The organism is Bifidobacterium sp. MSK.17.10 (assembly GCF_019129655.1).
Lineage (GTDB): Bacteria > Actinomycetota > Actinomycetes > Actinomycetales > Bifidobacteriaceae > Bifidobacterium > Bifidobacterium adolescentis.
This window is the reverse complement of the sequence record NZ_JAHOJD010000015.1, coordinates 1-15,278: the sequence shown is the minus strand read 5'-3', so window position 1 is coordinate 15,278 and position 15,278 is coordinate 1. Positions and strand designations below refer to the sequence as shown.

Below are 15,278 nucleotides of genomic sequence, written 5' to 3'. Positions count from 1 at the left end.
TTCAGACGTGTGCTCTTCCGATCGCTCACAACACACCTAGTTCTGAGGTGGAAGTGGGCGCTTTTTGCTAGTAAGCTATGCCATTGGAAACAGGGTCGTCAGATCCAAAATCAATATCAACAAGAATAGGCAGGCATTCATGCGTAAAGCCAAGATCGTAGATACCATCGGTCCCGCTACCGAGTCCCTGGAAGGCATCACCAGCCTTGTCGAAGCAGGTATGGACGTCGCTCGTCTGAACCGCTCCCACGGCACTCCGGAAGACCACCTCAAGGTCTACAACAACCTCCGTGCCGCCGCCAAGGCCACTGGCCGCAACGTCGCAGCCCTGGTTGACCTGCAGGGTCCGAAGATCCGCTGCGGTTGGTTCAAGAAGAACGCCGACGGCGAGGACAAGGTCCAGCTGACCGAAGGCCAGGAGTTCGTCATCACCACTGATGACATCGAAGGCGACGAGCACATCACCTCCACCACCTTCAAGGGTCTCCCGGGCGACTGCCATGCAGGCGATCCGATCCTCATCGACGACGGCAAGGTCCGCCTCGAGGTCACCAAGGTCGAAGGCAACAACGTGTACACCAAGGTTGTCGTTGCCGGACCGGTCTCCAGCCACAAGGGCATCAACCTTCCGGGCGTCGCCGTGTCTCTGCCGGCTCTGACCGAGAAGGACGAAGAGGATCTGCGCTGGGCCATCCGCACCGGCGCCGACATCATTGCCATGTCCTTCGTGCGCTTCGCCACCGACATCGATCGCGCCCATGAGATCATGGACGAGGAAGGCCGCCGTATCCCGGTCGTCGCCAAGATCGAGAAGCCGCAGGCCCTCGAGAACCTCGAGGAGATCGTCAAGGCGTTCGACGGCATCATGGTCGCACGTGGCGATATGGCCGTCGAGTGCCCGCTGGAAGAGGTCCCGCTGGCCACCAAGCGCTGCATCGAGCTGGCTCGTCAGTACGCCAAGCCGGTCATCGTGGCCACCGAAGTCCTCGGCTCCATGGTCAGCTCCCCGGTCCCGACCCGTGCAGAGGCATCCGACTGCGCCAACGCCGTCCTCGACGGTGCCGACGCCACCATGACCTCCAACGAGACCGCCGTCGGCAAGTACCCGGCAGTCACCGTGAACACCATGAGCCGCATCTCCACCTTCGCCACCGAGCATGGTTTCGACCGCATCCCGGAGCTGAAGAACCTGGATATGTCCTCCACCGGTGCCGTCTCTTCCGCCGCCGTCGACCTGGCCGACAAGCTCAACGCCAAGGCCATCGTCGCCTACACCCAGACCGGTTCCACCGTGCACCGCGTGTCCCGTGAACGTCCGGCCACCCCGATCTACGGCATCACCAACAATGAGCACACCTTCCACTGGCTGGCCCTGTCTTGGGGCACCGAGTCCTTCCTGGTCGACGAGGATTACCATGACAAGTCCCGCAAGGACCTCATGGTTTTCACCGACAAGGTCCTCAAGGACGCCGGCAAGGTCTCCGATGGCGACAAGATCGTCGTGCTGAGCTCCGCCCAAGGCGAACACCAGCCGGGCCGCACCGATTCCATCTACGTCCACACCGTTGGTGCCTGCGACTGAGATTTGAATCGTCGCGTTAAACGCTGATTCCATAATCCTCCCATTGGTTCCCGATGGGAGGATTATTGTTTTTACGCGATGTCTCCGAATGATGACAACGCCGAGATTTGGCGCAAATCGCAATCATGTGGTATTCTTCCAGAGTTGCGTGCAAGCCCTCGTATCCCAATTGGTAGAGGAAGCAGCCTCAAAATCTGCGCAGTGTGGGTTCGAGTCCCACCGAGGGCACGTAAGAAATCAATATCAATCCAGGCCCGGGTTGGGGCATGTTAGGCCGGCTTTGGGTGTGACAGTGGAAAGAGACCGACATGGCTGCAGAGAAGACCACGGAACCGGACGAAGTACTCACTGATGAGGAGCTCCAAGCTGCTGCGGCTCCCGAGCCGGATTCTGCCAATAATAACGAGGCGCACAAGCGCACCGTCGTCGTTGCCGAAGACGAATCCGTGAACCGCATGGATTTGGTCGCCATGCTTGAGGATAACGGCTATGAGGTCGTCGGAGAGGCCGCCAACGGTGAGGAAGCCGTTGAACTGACCCGTAAGTTCCGCCCGAGCGTGGTGTGCATGGATGTCAAGATGCCTCGCATGGATGGCATCGAGGCCGCTGGCATCATCTGTGATGAGAACATCGCTCCGGTCGTCATGCTGACGGCATTCTCCCAGTCTGATTTGGTCAAAAAGGCCACGGGCGCTGGCGCCATGGCGTATGTCACCAAGCCGTATGAGGAATCCAAGCTGCTGCCGGCTTTGGAAGTCGCCATGGGCCGTTTCGCCGAAATCAACGATCTGCTTGACAATGTCGAACGTAGCGAGTCCAAACTGCAGGAAGCCGAGGAACAGCTGAAGAAGGCCGAAGAGCAGCTGAAGAAGGCCGAAGAAACGCTGGAGGAGCGCAAGCTCGTCGACCGCGCCAAGGGCCTGCTGATGGACAAGGCGGACTTCTCCGAACAGGGCGCTTTCCGTTGGATTCAGAAGACCTCCATGGACCAGCGCATTCCGAAGAAGCGTCTGGCCATGGCCATCATCGCCAAGTATGGCGAACAGAAGTCGGAAGCAGAGGATGAGCGCTAACACACCAACTGTGGAAGGCACTTCACGCGGAACGCTATTGGTCGTTGACGGCCATTCTTTGGCGTTCCGCGCTTTTTTTGCCTTACCCGTAGAGAATTTCAGTACATCATCAGGTCAGGCCACCAACGCGGTCTGGGGATTCGCCACCATGCTTTCGCAGGTGATCGATGCCGAACATCCAGACCATCTTGCCGTCGCATTCGATGTGAAGGGCGGCACGTTCCGCAACCAGATGCTGCCGCAGTACAAAGGAACTCGCGACGCGGCCCCCGAGGAACTGCTCAGCCAGCTGCCATTAATCCAGCAGATGCTGACGGCCTTGGGCGTCACATACATCGAAAAACCCGGTTACGAAGGTGACGATGTGATCGGCACGCTCGCCAGCATGGGCGACCAGGCAGGCTACCGCACATTGGTGCTGTCCGGCGACCGTGATGCTTTCCAGCTGATCAACGACGACATCACCGTGCTGTATCCCGGCCACCATTTCAAAGACCTCAAACATATGACCCCGGATGCCGTGCAGGAGAAATATCATGTCTCTCCCGCGCAATACCCGGATCTGGCCGCCTTGCGCGGAGAAACCGCTGACAACATCCCCGGCGTTCCCGGAGTCGGCGACGGATTCGCGGCCAAATGGATCAACCAGTACGGCGGACTTGAGCAGATCATCGAACACGCCGACGAGATCAGCGGCAAAAAAGGCGAAGCCCTGCGCGAAAACATCGAACAGGTCAAACTGAACCGTTCCGTGAACGCTTTGGTTCGTGACCTTGATCTTGGCGTGTCGGTATCCGACCTGACATTTGGACAAGTCGACGCTGGTCAACTCGACGATCTATTCACCAAGCTCGAATTCGGTGTTCGGACCAAGAATCGCGTGCTCAAAACGTTCAATGCGGACAAACCATCCGGGGACGTGCACGAATCCAGCAAGCTCGGGCTGCCACATGTCGAAGACGTCAACGATCCGCATGTGGTGGAGACATGGGTCCAAAACCATTTCCCCGTGGTGCAGGAACATCTGCACGAACGCCATGAACGCTCCTCCAACGACATTCCGGAATTCGGCTTCGAAATCGATTCTTCGACCCGTTGCACGGACAAGGTGAAACAGTCCTGGACGCTTTACGCCGAAGGCACGAGCAAACCCGGAGAAGCCTCTCTTTCGGCATTGATGATCGCCGTGCACGGCGAAGCCATTCGCATCGACGTATTCAGTCCGGATATGGTGCAATGCCTGCAAAGGCTGTTCGACCGCTATCACCATTCCATGGTCGTGCACGGTTACAAAGAACATGCGCATCTGCTGGGCAGCATCGGCGTGGAACTTCCGGAACCATTGTTCGACACCAAGCTCGCCGGATATCTTGCCCATCCGGATTTCCACGCGGACACGCTGGAACAGGCTGCGGCCCATTTCCTTGATCTGCACATCGAAGCACAAGCCGAAGCCGCGACACAGGGAACCTTGGACTTCGACGAGCCTGAGGAAACCGATTCCAAGAACGACGAGCTGATACTCACCCGCACCGCAATCGTGGGGCTTTTGGCCGAATATTTGGCCGGTGTGCTGGATAAGCGCGAACAATTCGGTCTCCTCAAATCCATTGAGCTTCCGGTCTCTCAGGTCCTGCATGGCATGGAACAGGTCGGCGCCCAAGTGGATATGACACGTCTGGTGCAGATGCGCGACCAACTTGCCGCCGACGCTGCCCAGGCACAGGAAACGGCGTGGCAGTTCGCGGGGGAGCAGGTGAACCTGCAAAGCCCCAAACAGCTGCAGAAGATCCTGTTCGAAGACATGGGATTGAAACCGACGAAAAAAACCAAGTCCGGTTCATACACCACCAATGCCGCGGCATTGCAGACCTTGCGTGACCGCTCGTACGATAACGACCGCGCATGCCAGTTCCTTGACGCGTTGCTGATGCATCGTGAAAAGAACAAGCTCAAGCAGATCGTGCAGACGTTGATCGACGCCACAAACCGTCATGACGGTCGCATCCACACCACTTTCGAACAGACGGTGGCGGCCACCGGACGATTGAGCTCCGTCGATCCAAACCTGCAGAACATTCCGAACCGGGATCCCGCAGGTCGTGAGATTCGATCCGCGTTCGTGCCGGGAGAGGGCTTCGAATCGTTGCTGAGCTCCGACTACTCGCAGGTCGAACTGCGCATCATGGCCGACCTTTCCGGTGATGAGGCGTTGATAGAGGCCTTCCGCTCCGGCAAGGACTTCCATAAGTATGTGGCCAGCTTGGTCTACGGCATTCCCGTTGACGACATCACGTCCGATCAGCGTAGCCACGTCAAGGCGATGAGCTATGGACTTGCCTACGGTCTGAGCACGTATGGACTTGCCCAGCAGCTCAAGATCAAGCCCAAAGAAGCCGAATCGCTGAAAAACCAGTATTTCGCCACTTTTGGCAAAGTCCATGAATACCTTGAATCGCTTGTCTCGTCCGCACGCGAAAAAGGATATACCGAAACCATTTTCGGAAGGCGCAGGTATTTTCCCGGTCTCAAATCGCCGAACCGTGCCGTGAGGGACGCGGCCGAACGCGCCGCGTTGAACGCGCCTATCCAAGGCTCGGCGGCGGACATCATGAAAATCGCCATGATTCGTGCGTATGACGCACTGCAGGAAGCGAACCTTGGAAGTCGCCTCATACTGCAGATTCATGATGAACTTGTGGTGGAGATCGCGCCCGGTGAGGAGAAGCAGGCCACCGCGCTGGTGAAGGATGCCATGGAGCATGCCGTCACCATGGCCGTTCCGTTGGACGTATCGACGGGCATCGGTTCCGATTGGCAATTGGCGGCCCACTGATCCGTTCCCGTCGGATAATCGAAGGCTGATTAAAAAAGAAAGAAGGAAGATTGTGGCAACGTTGAAGCAGGTCGTGGATGTGCTTGAAACGCTGTATCCGCTGCGATACGCGGAACAATGGGATGAGCCGGGACTCATCGTGGGAGACCTTCGCCACGACGTGCGCAACATCGCGTTCGCGGCGGACCCATCCATGGCGGTGATCGACCAGGCTATCGCCGGAGGCATCGACCTGCTGATCTGCCACCATCCGCTGTTCTTCCGTTCCGTGCATGCGGTCTCCGGACTAGGATTCCGTGGTGAGATCGTCCGGAAGCTCAACCTCGCCGGTTGCGCGCTGTGGGTTGGGCACACCAATGCCGATGCCTCCTACCGAGGAGTCGGCATGGCCGCCGCCGACGCGTTCGGCCTGATCGAACAGCGTCCGCTGGTACCCATCGAAGATCCGAAAGCCGAACATCCGGTCGGATTGGGCCGTGTCGGCCGGTTGCAGGAGCCGATCGCATTGCGTGATTTCGCCCGTCGTGTGGCCGACGCGCTGCCATACACCGAACTTGGCGTGCAGGTGTGCGGCGACCTTGACGCGACGATCGGCACGGTGGCGGTATTGCCGGGCTCGGGCGATTCCCTGTTCGATGAAGTGCGTGCCGCAGGCGTCGATGTGTATGTGACCAGCGATCTGCGCCATCATCCGGTGACCGATGCCATCGAGCAGGCGCGCTATGAGGCGTCCATGCGTGCCGCGGATATCGAACTCGGCCGAGGCGACGCCACTGTTCGTCCGATGTTCGTCAACACGCCACACAGCGCCATCGAATCCATATGGTTCCAATACGCCATGGGCGATGTGCCTCGTGCCGTATCTGAGGCGACCGGAGACATCCCCACCGTCCGCTGGATTTCCATGAACACCGATCCCTGGAATCTGGTACTGCCGTCCTGCGGGCAGGAACGCTGAACGACGATGTCCGATACGACCAGCATGGATATGTCGCTGAACGAATCCAGCGATGGCGTGGACATGACCAGACCGGCCACAGTACTCAGCAGGGAGCACGTGTATCAAGGCGCGATTTTCGGCGTGGAGGACATGCGTATCGCGTTGCAGACACGAGACGGCGGACAAACCGTGATCCGCAGACAGGTGATGCGGCACGCGCCCTGTGTGGTCATGCTGGTGCATGACTGCGCGCAGGATTTGTACTTGGTCGAACGAGAATACCGTGTCGGCTGCGACGCCTTCGCCTACGGTCTGCCGGCAGGACTCATCGATGACGGGGAAGACGTCGATGCGGCCGCATTGCGTGAGCTGCGCGAAGAGACCGGCGTCGAGCCAATCGACGAAAACAGTTGCGATATCGACCATGTCGGGCAATTCTATTCATCCGAGGGCATGACCGACGAACTGGCCAACATCATGGTGATGCACCTGCGCCACTGGCAGGCCGTCGAACGGCATTTCGACGCCGACGAGCATGTCGAATCTGCTTGGATCCCGTGGAAGCAGCTACGAGACACGCACATCACGGCCTCCAATTCGGAGATCGCCATTTTGCATGAGCAAATTCGCAGAATGCGGCAACAATAGCGGCCTGCAGGTTTCGAATTGTAAAAACAATCGCCGGAATAAACGAAATAACGAATTCAACTCGCAAAACGTGCGATACTTGAATTATGCAAATCAGACCTGGATCGATGTATCCACTCGGTGCGAGCTACGACGGCGCCGGCGTGAATTTCGCCCTCTTCTCTCAAGTGGCCCAGAAAGTCGAGCTTTGTCTTTTCGATGAGGAAGACCGTGAGACCCGAGTGGAAATGACGGAGCAGAACTCCTACGTATGGCATAATTATCTGCCGGGAATACAACCCGGGCAACGGTACGGCTATCGTGTGTACGGTCCGTATGATCCAGCAAAGGGCCTGCGGTGCAACCCGAACAAGTTGCTGCTCGACCCGTACGCAAAAGCCATCGAGGGAAACATCGACGGTGACGAAAGCCTCTATTCGTATTGGTTCAAAAGCCCTGAGGACGTAACCAGCATGAATACGCTGGATTCCGCGCCGCATACCATGAAATCGGCCGTGGTCAATCCGTATTTCGACTGGGGCAACGACCAACATCCGAACATCTCCTACCATGATTCGGTAATCTACGAAGCCCATGTGCGTGGCATGACCAATCTCAACCTGGACGTGCCGCCGGACATCCGTGGAACCTACGCGGGCCTCGCATATCCATCGGTCATCGAATATCTGAGGAAGCTCGGCGTCACCGCCATCGAACTTATGCCGATCCACCAGTTCGTCAACGACAGCTTCCTGCAGGAAAAAGGCCTGAGCAACTACTGGGGCTACAACACCATCGGCTTCTTCGCGCCTCATAACGCGTACTCAAGCTCCGGACAACGCGGCGAGCAGGTCAACGAATTCAAATCCATGGTCAAGGCCTACCATCGCGCCGGCATGGAAGTGATCCTCGACGTGGTGTACAACCACACCGCCGAAGGCAACAACCTCGGCCCGACCCTAAGCTTCAAAGGCATCGACAACGGTGCCTACTACCGTCTGGTCGACAACGACCGACGCCACTACTTCGACACGACCGGCACCGGCAACTCCCTGCTGATGCGCTCGCCGCACGCGCTGCAGCTCATCACGGACAGCCTGCGCTACTGGGTCACCGAAATGCATGTCGATGGTTTCCGATTCGATCTTGCGGCCACGCTGGCCCGCCAGTTCCAGGAAGTCGACAAGCTGTCCGCCTTCTTCGACATCGTCGAACAGGATCCGGTCATCTCCCGTGTCAAGCTCATCGCCGAACCTTGGGATTTGGGTTCCGGCGGCTATCAGGTGGGCGGCTTCCCGTCCAGCTGGTCCGAATGGAACGGCCGCTACCGTGATTGCGTGCGTGACTTCTGGCGTTCGCAACCATCGACGCTACCGGAATTCGCCAGCCGTCTGATGGGCAGCTCCGACCTGTATCAGATGAACGGCCGCCGTCCGGTGGCTTCCGTGAACTTCATCACCGCACATGATGGCTTCACCATGAACGATTTGGTGAGCTACAACGAGAAGCATAACGACGCCAACGGCGAAGGCAATAGGGATGGCGAAAGCAACAACCGTTCCTGGAACTGCGGTGTCGAAGGCCCGACCACCATCAAGGACGTCAACGACCTGCGGCAACAGCAGATGCGCAACATGTTCGCGACGCTGCTGTGCAGTCAGGGCATTCCGATGATCTGCGGCGGCGATGAGGTGGCACGCACGCAACAGGGCAACAACAATGCCTATTGCCAGGACAACGCCATTTCATGGACCAATTGGGATCTTGACGATAGTCAGAAGGATCTGCTTGAGTTCGTTTCGAAGCTGATTCATCTGCGACTCGAGCACCCGGTGCTCCACCGTCGTCGTTTCTTCACCGGCCGCGAGCCAGGAGACCCGGACGATAAGATTCCGCAGGTCGAATGGATGGACCACACCGGTTCCATCATGGACATGGAAGATTGGTCCAATACCCACGCGTTCTCGGTGATGATCTATCTGAACGGTTCCGATATTCCGGAAGCCGACTGGTATGGCAACCAGATGGTGGACAATAACTTCATCCTGATTTTCAACGCGCATTACGAGCCGATTATGTTCACCTTGCCGGACGAGCGGTATGGCAAGAAATGGCGTCTGGTCGTCGACACGCATAATCCGAAGGGTCCGGAACTCAACTATGAGGCCGGCTTCGCGATCACGGCGCAGTCGAGAAGCTTCCTGTTGCTGATGAGCGATAGAAAGCCCACCACAAAGAACTACGATTTCTGATAGCCATGAGAACAGGCGAGGTGCCATCCGTACGGGTGACACCTCGCCGTATTGTTTGTGGACTGTGCTCGTGAACCGTTACGAGAATTAGACTTCCGACGAGAGTCGGGAAACGGTTCCAGGAACGGTTTCGCTGACCTCCGCAAGATCCTCGACGGATTCTGGCCGCTTGGTTTGCGCCAGAATAAGCTGCGTCTGCACACGATCGGATTCGATGGCCGCAATCTGCCGTGAAAAGATGATGAACCAGCCCAGAAACATCATGCCGGCAAGAGCCTCGACGTTCGTCAACGTGTTACGCCCCGCCAACCACTGGAACCCGGCAAGAGCCCCGATCACGATAGCTAGGTCTGAAATCACATATACTACTTTTGAAAGCTGCGGGGCCAGCCAAGGCAGCGCGATCATCAGCACGCTCATCAGGCAGGGAAGACCGCGGGCGAATACGTTGTGCAGAATCGGATGCGGCGTGTAACGGAACATGCCGATGCCGATGAAGGCGATGCCTGCGAGCGTCAGCATGGTCGATAGCAGAAGAATCCGCGCCTTGAAGTGTTTGGGAGCTTCTTTTTCATCGCTTGCAGACAGATACTGCATCTGCAGACGGTGCGTGGTGATGAGCTCCGAAATCGCGAAATAGCTGATGATGACGATGCAGACGCCGGCCAACATCAATGTCGAATTGAACATACGAGCAGCAAAAGTGGTTCGATCGCCCAATTGGGAGAAATTGTTGTTGTACCAGTATGGATCATCGGACGTCAATCCTGCGATGCTGACACCGGAAACCACGAAGAACGGCAACAAGGATGCGATGGTCTTGGCATTCATGAGTTCCGCCTGTACGAACGTGACATAGCCTACGACCCCCGAGATCGCGGCGCAGAGCGCAGTCAGATAGCCTTTTAACGTGCGCAACCCCATCATGTTGCTGGCAATGGAAAGCAGCATGAACGCCGTGACGAAAATGGTCGACGCGTAGACCACGGACAAAGCGAGTATCTCGAAGATACGGCGAATAGGAATGGTCCAGCCATGTTTCAACGTCATCGACCTGGAGTTGCGCGCATACCCCAAGGTGAACGAGATGACTCCACATCCCGCGGTGATTCCGGCACACACGGTGAACAGGCGTTGGGTGACACGCCAGATGGCGGGAGCGAATTGCAGATATAGGTCCATGGCGATCCATGCAAGAGTGGCGCATGCCATGAAGGAAATGATGCCTGAAGCCTCGGCTTGCTGATGACGTCCCATGCGCGTTCCCTCCAGTATTTGCCATTCTAGCCTGTCGTTGTCCTACCATACGCTACAATGGAAACTCGTGTTCACCTGCCACGTGCGGGAGTGCATGAACGGGCTGTAGCGCAGTTTGGTAGCGCGTCTGCTTTGGGAGCAGAATGTCGCAGGTTCAAATCCTGTCAGCCCGACCGGAGCCCTTGGAAACATTAGGTTTTCAAGGGCTTATTTTTTCCGTCGAAAACAATCCGCATACAAATGCATACAAACGCCGCGGAACCTCCATGCCCGATTCACACGAGTTCGCGCTCGCGGAGGGCTCCGATCGCGTCGGCCACGTCGTCCAATCGTTCCGGCCAGAGCGCCGTGTAGGTGTTCAATGTGATGCTGGGAGAGGAGTGGCCGAGCTGCATCTGCAGGGTCTTCACGTCCGCGCCCTGGGCGATCGCGAAGCTCGCGTATGTGTGGCGCAGACTGTGTATGGTCACGCCCGCGTCCTCCATGCCGGCCGCTTTGACGGCCTTGTTCCATATCCTTGTCCGCCACGTGTTCGTCCAGACGTTCCCGCCACGGGTGGCACGGAACAGCCAGTCGTCATCACCCATGCCATCCATCTGCGCCTTGATCTGCGGCATAAGGAACCGTGGTATCGCGATGTTGCGGGCCTTGCCGTTCTTCGGGGTGCCGAGCATGCTGCCGCCGTGCCCGTCGTCAGTCCATGTGCGGCCTATCCTGGCGCGCCGCCTGTCCGCGTCCACGTCACCGACCTTAAGGGCAAGCGATTCGCCTATGCGGCATCCCGTATAGGCCTGCCATCTGACCAGCAGACCGTCCACCGGCTTCCCGATCTTCTCCGCCTCGTCCGCGAGCAACTCGACCTCGCGGACCGAGAGGAACACCATGTCGTCGTCGGAGACGATTTTCGGCACGGTGACCCTGTCCACAGGATTCTCACCGATCCACCCGTTCGAGACGGCGTAGTCAAAGATGCCCTTGAGGACGACTTTCATGATATTGCGGATGCTTCTCGCGCTCAGCGGCTTCGAATCACGCCCGTCCGGCAACGCGGCCGGATAACCACCGTCCATGAGCTGGCCGACCCACTCCTGCAGCATGTCAGGGCGAAGCTCACGCAACGTCATGCCACCCCATTTGGGCAGGATGTACAGGCGCAGCTCCCTCGCATACCGGCCTGCGGTGCCGGGTTTCAGATCAACCTTCGACGCGAGCCATTCGCCGGCCACATCATCCAGGACACGAAGCTCCTGACGAGGATCGCGGTAGCGTCCCCGCCGGATGTCGTCCTCCATGGCCGCGGCATATTCCTGCGCTTCGGCGAGCCTGGCGAACTGCTTCACCCTCTGCACACGTCTACCGTCCTTGACGATGGTCCAATGACAACGCCAGCGCATCCCGACTCCATAACGGCTTTTACGCCACTTCTCAGGCACATTGGCCTTCATCGGATCGCGTGAGTTCGCCAAAGAGCGTTTGGCCGCGCGACTCGGCGGATTGCCATCATCGTCATTCTTGAGCCACAGATCATCAATGGTCACTTTCATGGCGCTTCTTCCCACATGTTCTTCACCCCGGCGCTCGCGGTATGCGGGTGGCCGGGGTCATTTTTTATAAGGAATCCGAAGGGGTATAAGGCTCTATAAGCACGTATAAAGGCGTATAACTATTGCATGCACACGCCGGAATCATGAAGCAGCTGCCGGTAGTCCATCAGCACCTGCACCGTCACACCCAATTCGACCGCCATCGGCCACGCCGCGCCCTCATAAATCTCCTCGGCCATGCCGTAATCCACCGGACTGATCAACGCCAGCGCGGTCTCCCTACGGCAACGGCGCTCGCATTTGATTCCGTATTGGCTGCCACAGCCGGGGTCGTGGTGTCTGGCGTGGATGAGTTCGTGGCACAATGTGCAGCGGCGTTGGAATCCGGCCAGCCGTTCGTCGATGATGATGAGACGGAGCGGATCGTAGTAGAGTCCGCACCTGTCTCCGGCCAGCCGGCGTTCCTCCACTCGCACGCCCAGTGTCTTCGACCAGGACGTCAATGTGGCGTCGTTCACCGTCCAGTTCCGTCCAATCCCTTGGCGAACCTGTCGAAATCGCTTTCTCGTGCCGCATCCCACTTGTGGAACTCGTCGAGGGCCTTGCGTCTCATCTGCTCGTGTCCACGGTTGCCTTTGCCTTCCAGCAACGGCATGCCCGACAGGGAGATGTACTGGTCGATCAGCGTGGCGCATTCCTCCATGCTGGTGAGGGTGTGGTTCAGTACTCGTGCCTCCACGAGGTCCAGCAGACCGGTGGTGAGCGTGTTCAACGCCTTCATCTCGCGTTCGTTCAGATAGTTCTTTGCCACGGTCACGTCCGTGGACCGTGGATGTCCTTTCGGAGCGCCCTTCCAAGTAGTCAATCCCATGTTCGGCTTGCCGGCGTCCACACGATCCATGACGATTTCGGCGGCGGTCTGATGGGTGACGGCGTAGTGCATCTTGTTCTGGCAGCTGGCGAAGAAGTCCCTAGCCGTCTGCGAGTTCGGGTCATAGTCGTAGCTGACCTCGCTGAACAGGTCGGTGACCTTCTGCCAGAACCGACGCTCGCTGGTGCGGATGTCGCGGATGCGGTCGAGCAGTTCCTCGAAATAGTCGTCTCCGAACGGTCTGCCGTTCTTGAGCATGTCGTCGTTGAGGGCGAATCCCTTGACGATGTATTCGCGTAGGATGCCGGTGGCCCATTGGCGGAATTGTGTGGCCTGTCTGCTGTTGACGCGGTATCCGACGGCGATGATTGCGTCGAGATTGTAGAAAGAGATTTCTCTTGATACCTGGCGAGAACCTTCTTGTCGAACTATTCGAGATTTCCGAATGGTTGACGTCTCTGTCAGTTCGCCGGATGAGAAGATGTTTTTCAAATGCTCGTTGATGGTCGGCACGGTAACATTGAACAATTCTGCCATTTTCTGCTGTGTGAGCCAGAACGTCTCCCGCCAGTACGTGACTTCGACTGGTACGTTGCGCCCGTCCTCTTGGTAGAGGATTATCCGGCCTTCCTGTGGTTCGTCCGCCATGCTTGTCTCCTTCCGATTCCACAACCATCTTGTTGACGTCAACAAAATGGTCTGTTGTTGATGTTTCCAACGGTTTTGAACTATTCGGTTATTTCTAATAGTTCAATCCGCGTATGACGCGCGCAGACCCAGTTCCTTGGAGCTCCCGCCTTGAGCGGCTTGCTGAGCCTATCGCTCACTGCTTGGCGGTCTTCACCACTGTGGTGGTGCCCATCGCGGTGGTCTCCCAGCTGACGCCGTCCGCCTTGGTGTAGGTGAAGTCCTTGGTGGTGTCCTGCGAGCCGAGCAGGGACGCCTGCATCGCCGCGGTGTCTCCCTGGCTCGTCCATTTCCAGTCGCCGGCCTTGTCGGGTGCGCTGTAGGAGCCCTTCCAGTACAGGCTCTTCGTATCGCCGTTGTCGCTGACCCACTGGACGGTGATCGTGTCGGCCGTGATCTCGGCCTCCATCCAGGAATCCGTGCTGCCGGAGTTGGTCTGCTTCCACGTGCCGGTCAGATCCGCAGGCTGTTCTGCCGGCTTCTTCTCTGCCGGCTTCTTCGTCGTCTGCGATTGGCTCGTGCTGCCGGCGTCGGCGGTTTTGGCGTCACTGGCGTTGCCGCATGCGCCAAGCCCGAGAATGAGCAGACCGGCGACGGCCGTTGCGATTGTCTTCCTGTACATGGTTTCCTTCTTTCCTTGGTTGATTTGCATTAAAAATTCAATCTCTTGGCGTTTCCGCTTCGAGTGCCTTGTTCGGATCGTCGTTGGCAGCCACACCGAAATCCTCCGGACGGGAAGCGATACGATCCACCAGATCATCCGTGACCTGGAACTCGCGCTCGCGGGCGGCGTAGGCTCGTGCGGCATCGCTGCCCAGGGCGCGGGTGAATAGCTCTTTCAGCGTCATCCCGCATACATTGGCAATGCGCTCGCAGTCCGAAATTGTTAGTGGTGCGTCAAAACGAGCTCGAACAAACCAATAATTGCGGCTGAACCCGCATTCCGCTGCGAATTCAGTTGCAGTCATGCCGCTCTTGACTTGTAGTGATTTGCAATACTGCATGATGCTCCGCGCACCAGCGGTCACATCGTTATTGGCTCTTGTTCCCATAGCCCAAAGATACCCAATTGTGTACTTTCTGTAAAGTATTCAAATGAATACCCATCTGACAGTATTCATTTGAATACGGTTTGTAACTGTCAGCAAAGAGCAGCAAGAAAGGAGGTCTGGTGACAAGCGAAGCGGAACTTATGAGAGACAACCTTCGCGGAGAGATGGCTCGCAGGCACAAAACACAAGAAGATATCGCGAAAGCGATTGGATGTGGACGGCCGCTTGTGAACCGAAAACTCAATGGAGAAAAAGACTTCACGCTGGGCGATATGGAAAACATCGCTGCAATGTTCGACATGACTTTTCTGCAGCTGCTAACGCTGCTCCTCCAGCCAATCGACAACATCAAGCAGATCAGACCATGAGCGTTAGGCGCTCGCCGACGAATGAATCGAAAGGAGAATCCGAGATGAGCATCAACATTCCGGCCGAGACGCCGGACGAATCCATGAACCCGATTTCCGTTGAGGAGTTCGAACGCCTGCACCCGGCGATGCTTGGCGCGATAAGGAAAGCCGTCCGCGAGGAATTGGAACTCTCTCACGCGGACGGCG

13 protein-coding genes and 2 tRNA genes are annotated in these 15,278 nt (G+C 57.6%); 9 read left to right on the top strand and 6 right to left on the bottom strand.

Annotation, left to right across the window (positions count from 1 at the left end; all coding sequences use genetic code 11):
- The first annotated feature begins 139 nt into the window (after positions 1–139).
- The 7 genes from pyk (at position 140) to glgX (ending at position 9,310) form a co-directional block, all read left to right on the top strand.
- Positions 140–1,582 (top strand): pyruvate kinase, encoded by a 1,443-nt coding sequence (gene pyk / locus KSX58_RS09960; protein ID WP_021913704.1) that lies wholly within the window; start codon positions 140–142, stop codon positions 1,580–1,582.
- A gap of 154 nt (positions 1,583–1,736) precedes the next feature.
- Positions 1,737–1,810, top strand: a tRNA-Leu gene (locus KSX58_RS09955).
- An 80-nt stretch (positions 1,811–1,890) separates the two neighbouring features.
- Positions 1,891–2,655, top strand: coding sequence for an ANTAR domain-containing response regulator (locus tag KSX58_RS09950; protein ID WP_151908158.1), 765 nt, complete (start codon positions 1,891–1,893; stop codon positions 2,653–2,655).
- Positions 2,645–5,491, top strand: coding sequence for a DNA polymerase I (gene polA, locus KSX58_RS09945; RefSeq protein WP_217735684.1), 2,847 nt, complete (start codon positions 2,645–2,647; stop codon positions 5,489–5,491). Before KSX58_RS09950 ends, polA begins: the two co-directional genes overlap by 11 nt.
- Before the next feature lie 52 nt (positions 5,492–5,543).
- Entirely contained in the window at positions 5,544–6,449 is a 906-nt protein-coding gene (locus KSX58_RS09940) for a Nif3-like dinuclear metal center hexameric protein (protein WP_038444386.1), read from the top strand.
- Between the two features lie 6 nt (positions 6,450–6,455).
- On the top strand, positions 6,456–7,079 hold the full coding sequence (locus tag KSX58_RS09935) for an NUDIX hydrolase (protein WP_011743101.1): 624 nt from the start codon (positions 6,456–6,458) through the stop codon (positions 7,077–7,079).
- Positions 7,080–7,165: 86 nt separating this feature from the next.
- The gene (glgX, locus tag KSX58_RS09930) at positions 7,166–9,310 is read left to right on the top strand and encodes a glycogen debranching protein GlgX (protein WP_011743102.1); all 2,145 of its coding nucleotides are present in this window, start codon (positions 7,166–7,168) and stop codon (positions 9,308–9,310) included.
- Positions 9,311–9,397: 87 nt separating this feature from the next.
- On the opposite strand, the gene KSX58_RS09925 is transcribed toward glgX, so the two are convergent.
- Positions 9,398–10,567: a hypothetical protein gene (locus KSX58_RS09925; protein ID WP_003809528.1), complete on the bottom strand. Its 1,170-nt coding sequence runs from the start codon at positions 10,565–10,567 to the stop codon at positions 9,398–9,400.
- 99 nt (positions 10,568–10,666) lie between these two features.
- Between KSX58_RS09925 and KSX58_RS09920 the strand changes: the two genes are divergently transcribed.
- Positions 10,667–10,740: transfer RNA gene (locus tag KSX58_RS09920), tRNA-Pro, on the top strand.
- 102 nt (positions 10,741–10,842) lie between these two features.
- On the opposite strand, the gene KSX58_RS09915 is transcribed toward KSX58_RS09920, so the two are convergent.
- The 5 genes from KSX58_RS09915 to KSX58_RS09895 all read right to left on the bottom strand — a co-directional run bounded on the left by KSX58_RS09915 (position 10,843) and on the right by KSX58_RS09895 (position 14,721).
- Complete coding sequence (locus KSX58_RS09915; protein ID WP_138297240.1) at positions 10,843–12,111, bottom strand: site-specific integrase; 1,269 nt, start codon at positions 12,109–12,111, stop codon at positions 10,843–10,845.
- A gap of 119 nt (positions 12,112–12,230) precedes the next feature.
- Positions 12,231–12,629, bottom strand: a complete 399-nt coding sequence (locus tag KSX58_RS09910; RefSeq protein ID WP_237976412.1) for an ImmA/IrrE family metallo-endopeptidase — start codon at positions 12,627–12,629, stop codon at positions 12,231–12,233.
- On the bottom strand, positions 12,626–13,630 hold the full coding sequence (locus KSX58_RS09905) for a virulence RhuM family protein (RefSeq protein WP_151906495.1): 1,005 nt from the start codon (positions 13,628–13,630) through the stop codon (positions 12,626–12,628). The genes KSX58_RS09910 and KSX58_RS09905 overlap by 4 nt, the downstream gene beginning before the upstream one ends.
- A 175-nt stretch (positions 13,631–13,805) precedes the next feature.
- Entirely contained in the window at positions 13,806–14,291 is a 486-nt protein-coding gene (locus KSX58_RS09900) for a hypothetical protein (protein WP_217735685.1), read from the bottom strand.
- Positions 14,292–14,328: 37 nt separating this feature from the next.
- Positions 14,329–14,721 (bottom strand): helix-turn-helix transcriptional regulator, encoded by a 393-nt coding sequence (locus tag KSX58_RS09895; RefSeq protein ID WP_217735686.1) that lies wholly within the window; start codon positions 14,719–14,721, stop codon positions 14,329–14,331.
- A 119-nt stretch (positions 14,722–14,840) separates the two neighbouring features.
- On the opposite strand from KSX58_RS09895, the gene KSX58_RS09890 reads away from it, so the two are divergent.
- The gene (locus KSX58_RS09890; RefSeq protein ID WP_237976413.1) at positions 14,841–15,089 is read left to right on the top strand and encodes a helix-turn-helix transcriptional regulator; all 249 of its coding nucleotides are present in this window, start codon (positions 14,841–14,843) and stop codon (positions 15,087–15,089) included.
- Positions 15,090–15,278: the final 189 nt, after the last annotated feature.

What these genes read in the sequence shown, in the direction of transcription:
- KSX58_RS09905 (WP_151906495.1), bottom strand. Translation starts at nt 13,630, where the DNA reads ATGGCGGACGAACCACAGGAAGGCCGGATAATCCTCTACCAAGAGGAC.
- KSX58_RS09915 (WP_138297240.1), bottom strand. Translation starts at nt 12,111, where the DNA reads ATGAAAGTGACCATTGATGATCTGTGGCTCAAGAATGACGATGATGGC.
- pyk (WP_021913704.1), top strand. Translation starts at nt 140, where the DNA reads ATGCGTAAAGCCAAGATCGTAGATACCATCGGTCCCGCTACCGAGTCC.
- KSX58_RS09900 (WP_217735685.1), bottom strand. Translation starts at nt 14,291, where the DNA reads ATGTACAGGAAGACAATCGCAACGGCCGTCGCCGGTCTGCTCATTCTC.
- KSX58_RS09895 (WP_217735686.1), bottom strand. Translation starts at nt 14,721, where the DNA reads ATGGGAACAAGAGCCAATAACGATGTGACCGCTGGTGCGCGGAGCATC.
- KSX58_RS09925 (WP_003809528.1), bottom strand. Translation starts at nt 10,567, where the DNA reads ATGGGACGTCATCAGCAAGCCGAGGCTTCAGGCATCATTTCCTTCATG.
- polA (WP_217735684.1), top strand. Translation starts at nt 2,645, where the DNA reads ATGAGCGCTAACACACCAACTGTGGAAGGCACTTCACGCGGAACGCTA.
- glgX (WP_011743102.1), top strand. Translation starts at nt 7,166, where the DNA reads ATGCAAATCAGACCTGGATCGATGTATCCACTCGGTGCGAGCTACGAC.
- KSX58_RS09950 (WP_151908158.1), top strand. Translation starts at nt 1,891, where the DNA reads ATGGCTGCAGAGAAGACCACGGAACCGGACGAAGTACTCACTGATGAG.
- KSX58_RS09935 (WP_011743101.1), top strand. Translation starts at nt 6,456, where the DNA reads ATGTCCGATACGACCAGCATGGATATGTCGCTGAACGAATCCAGCGAT.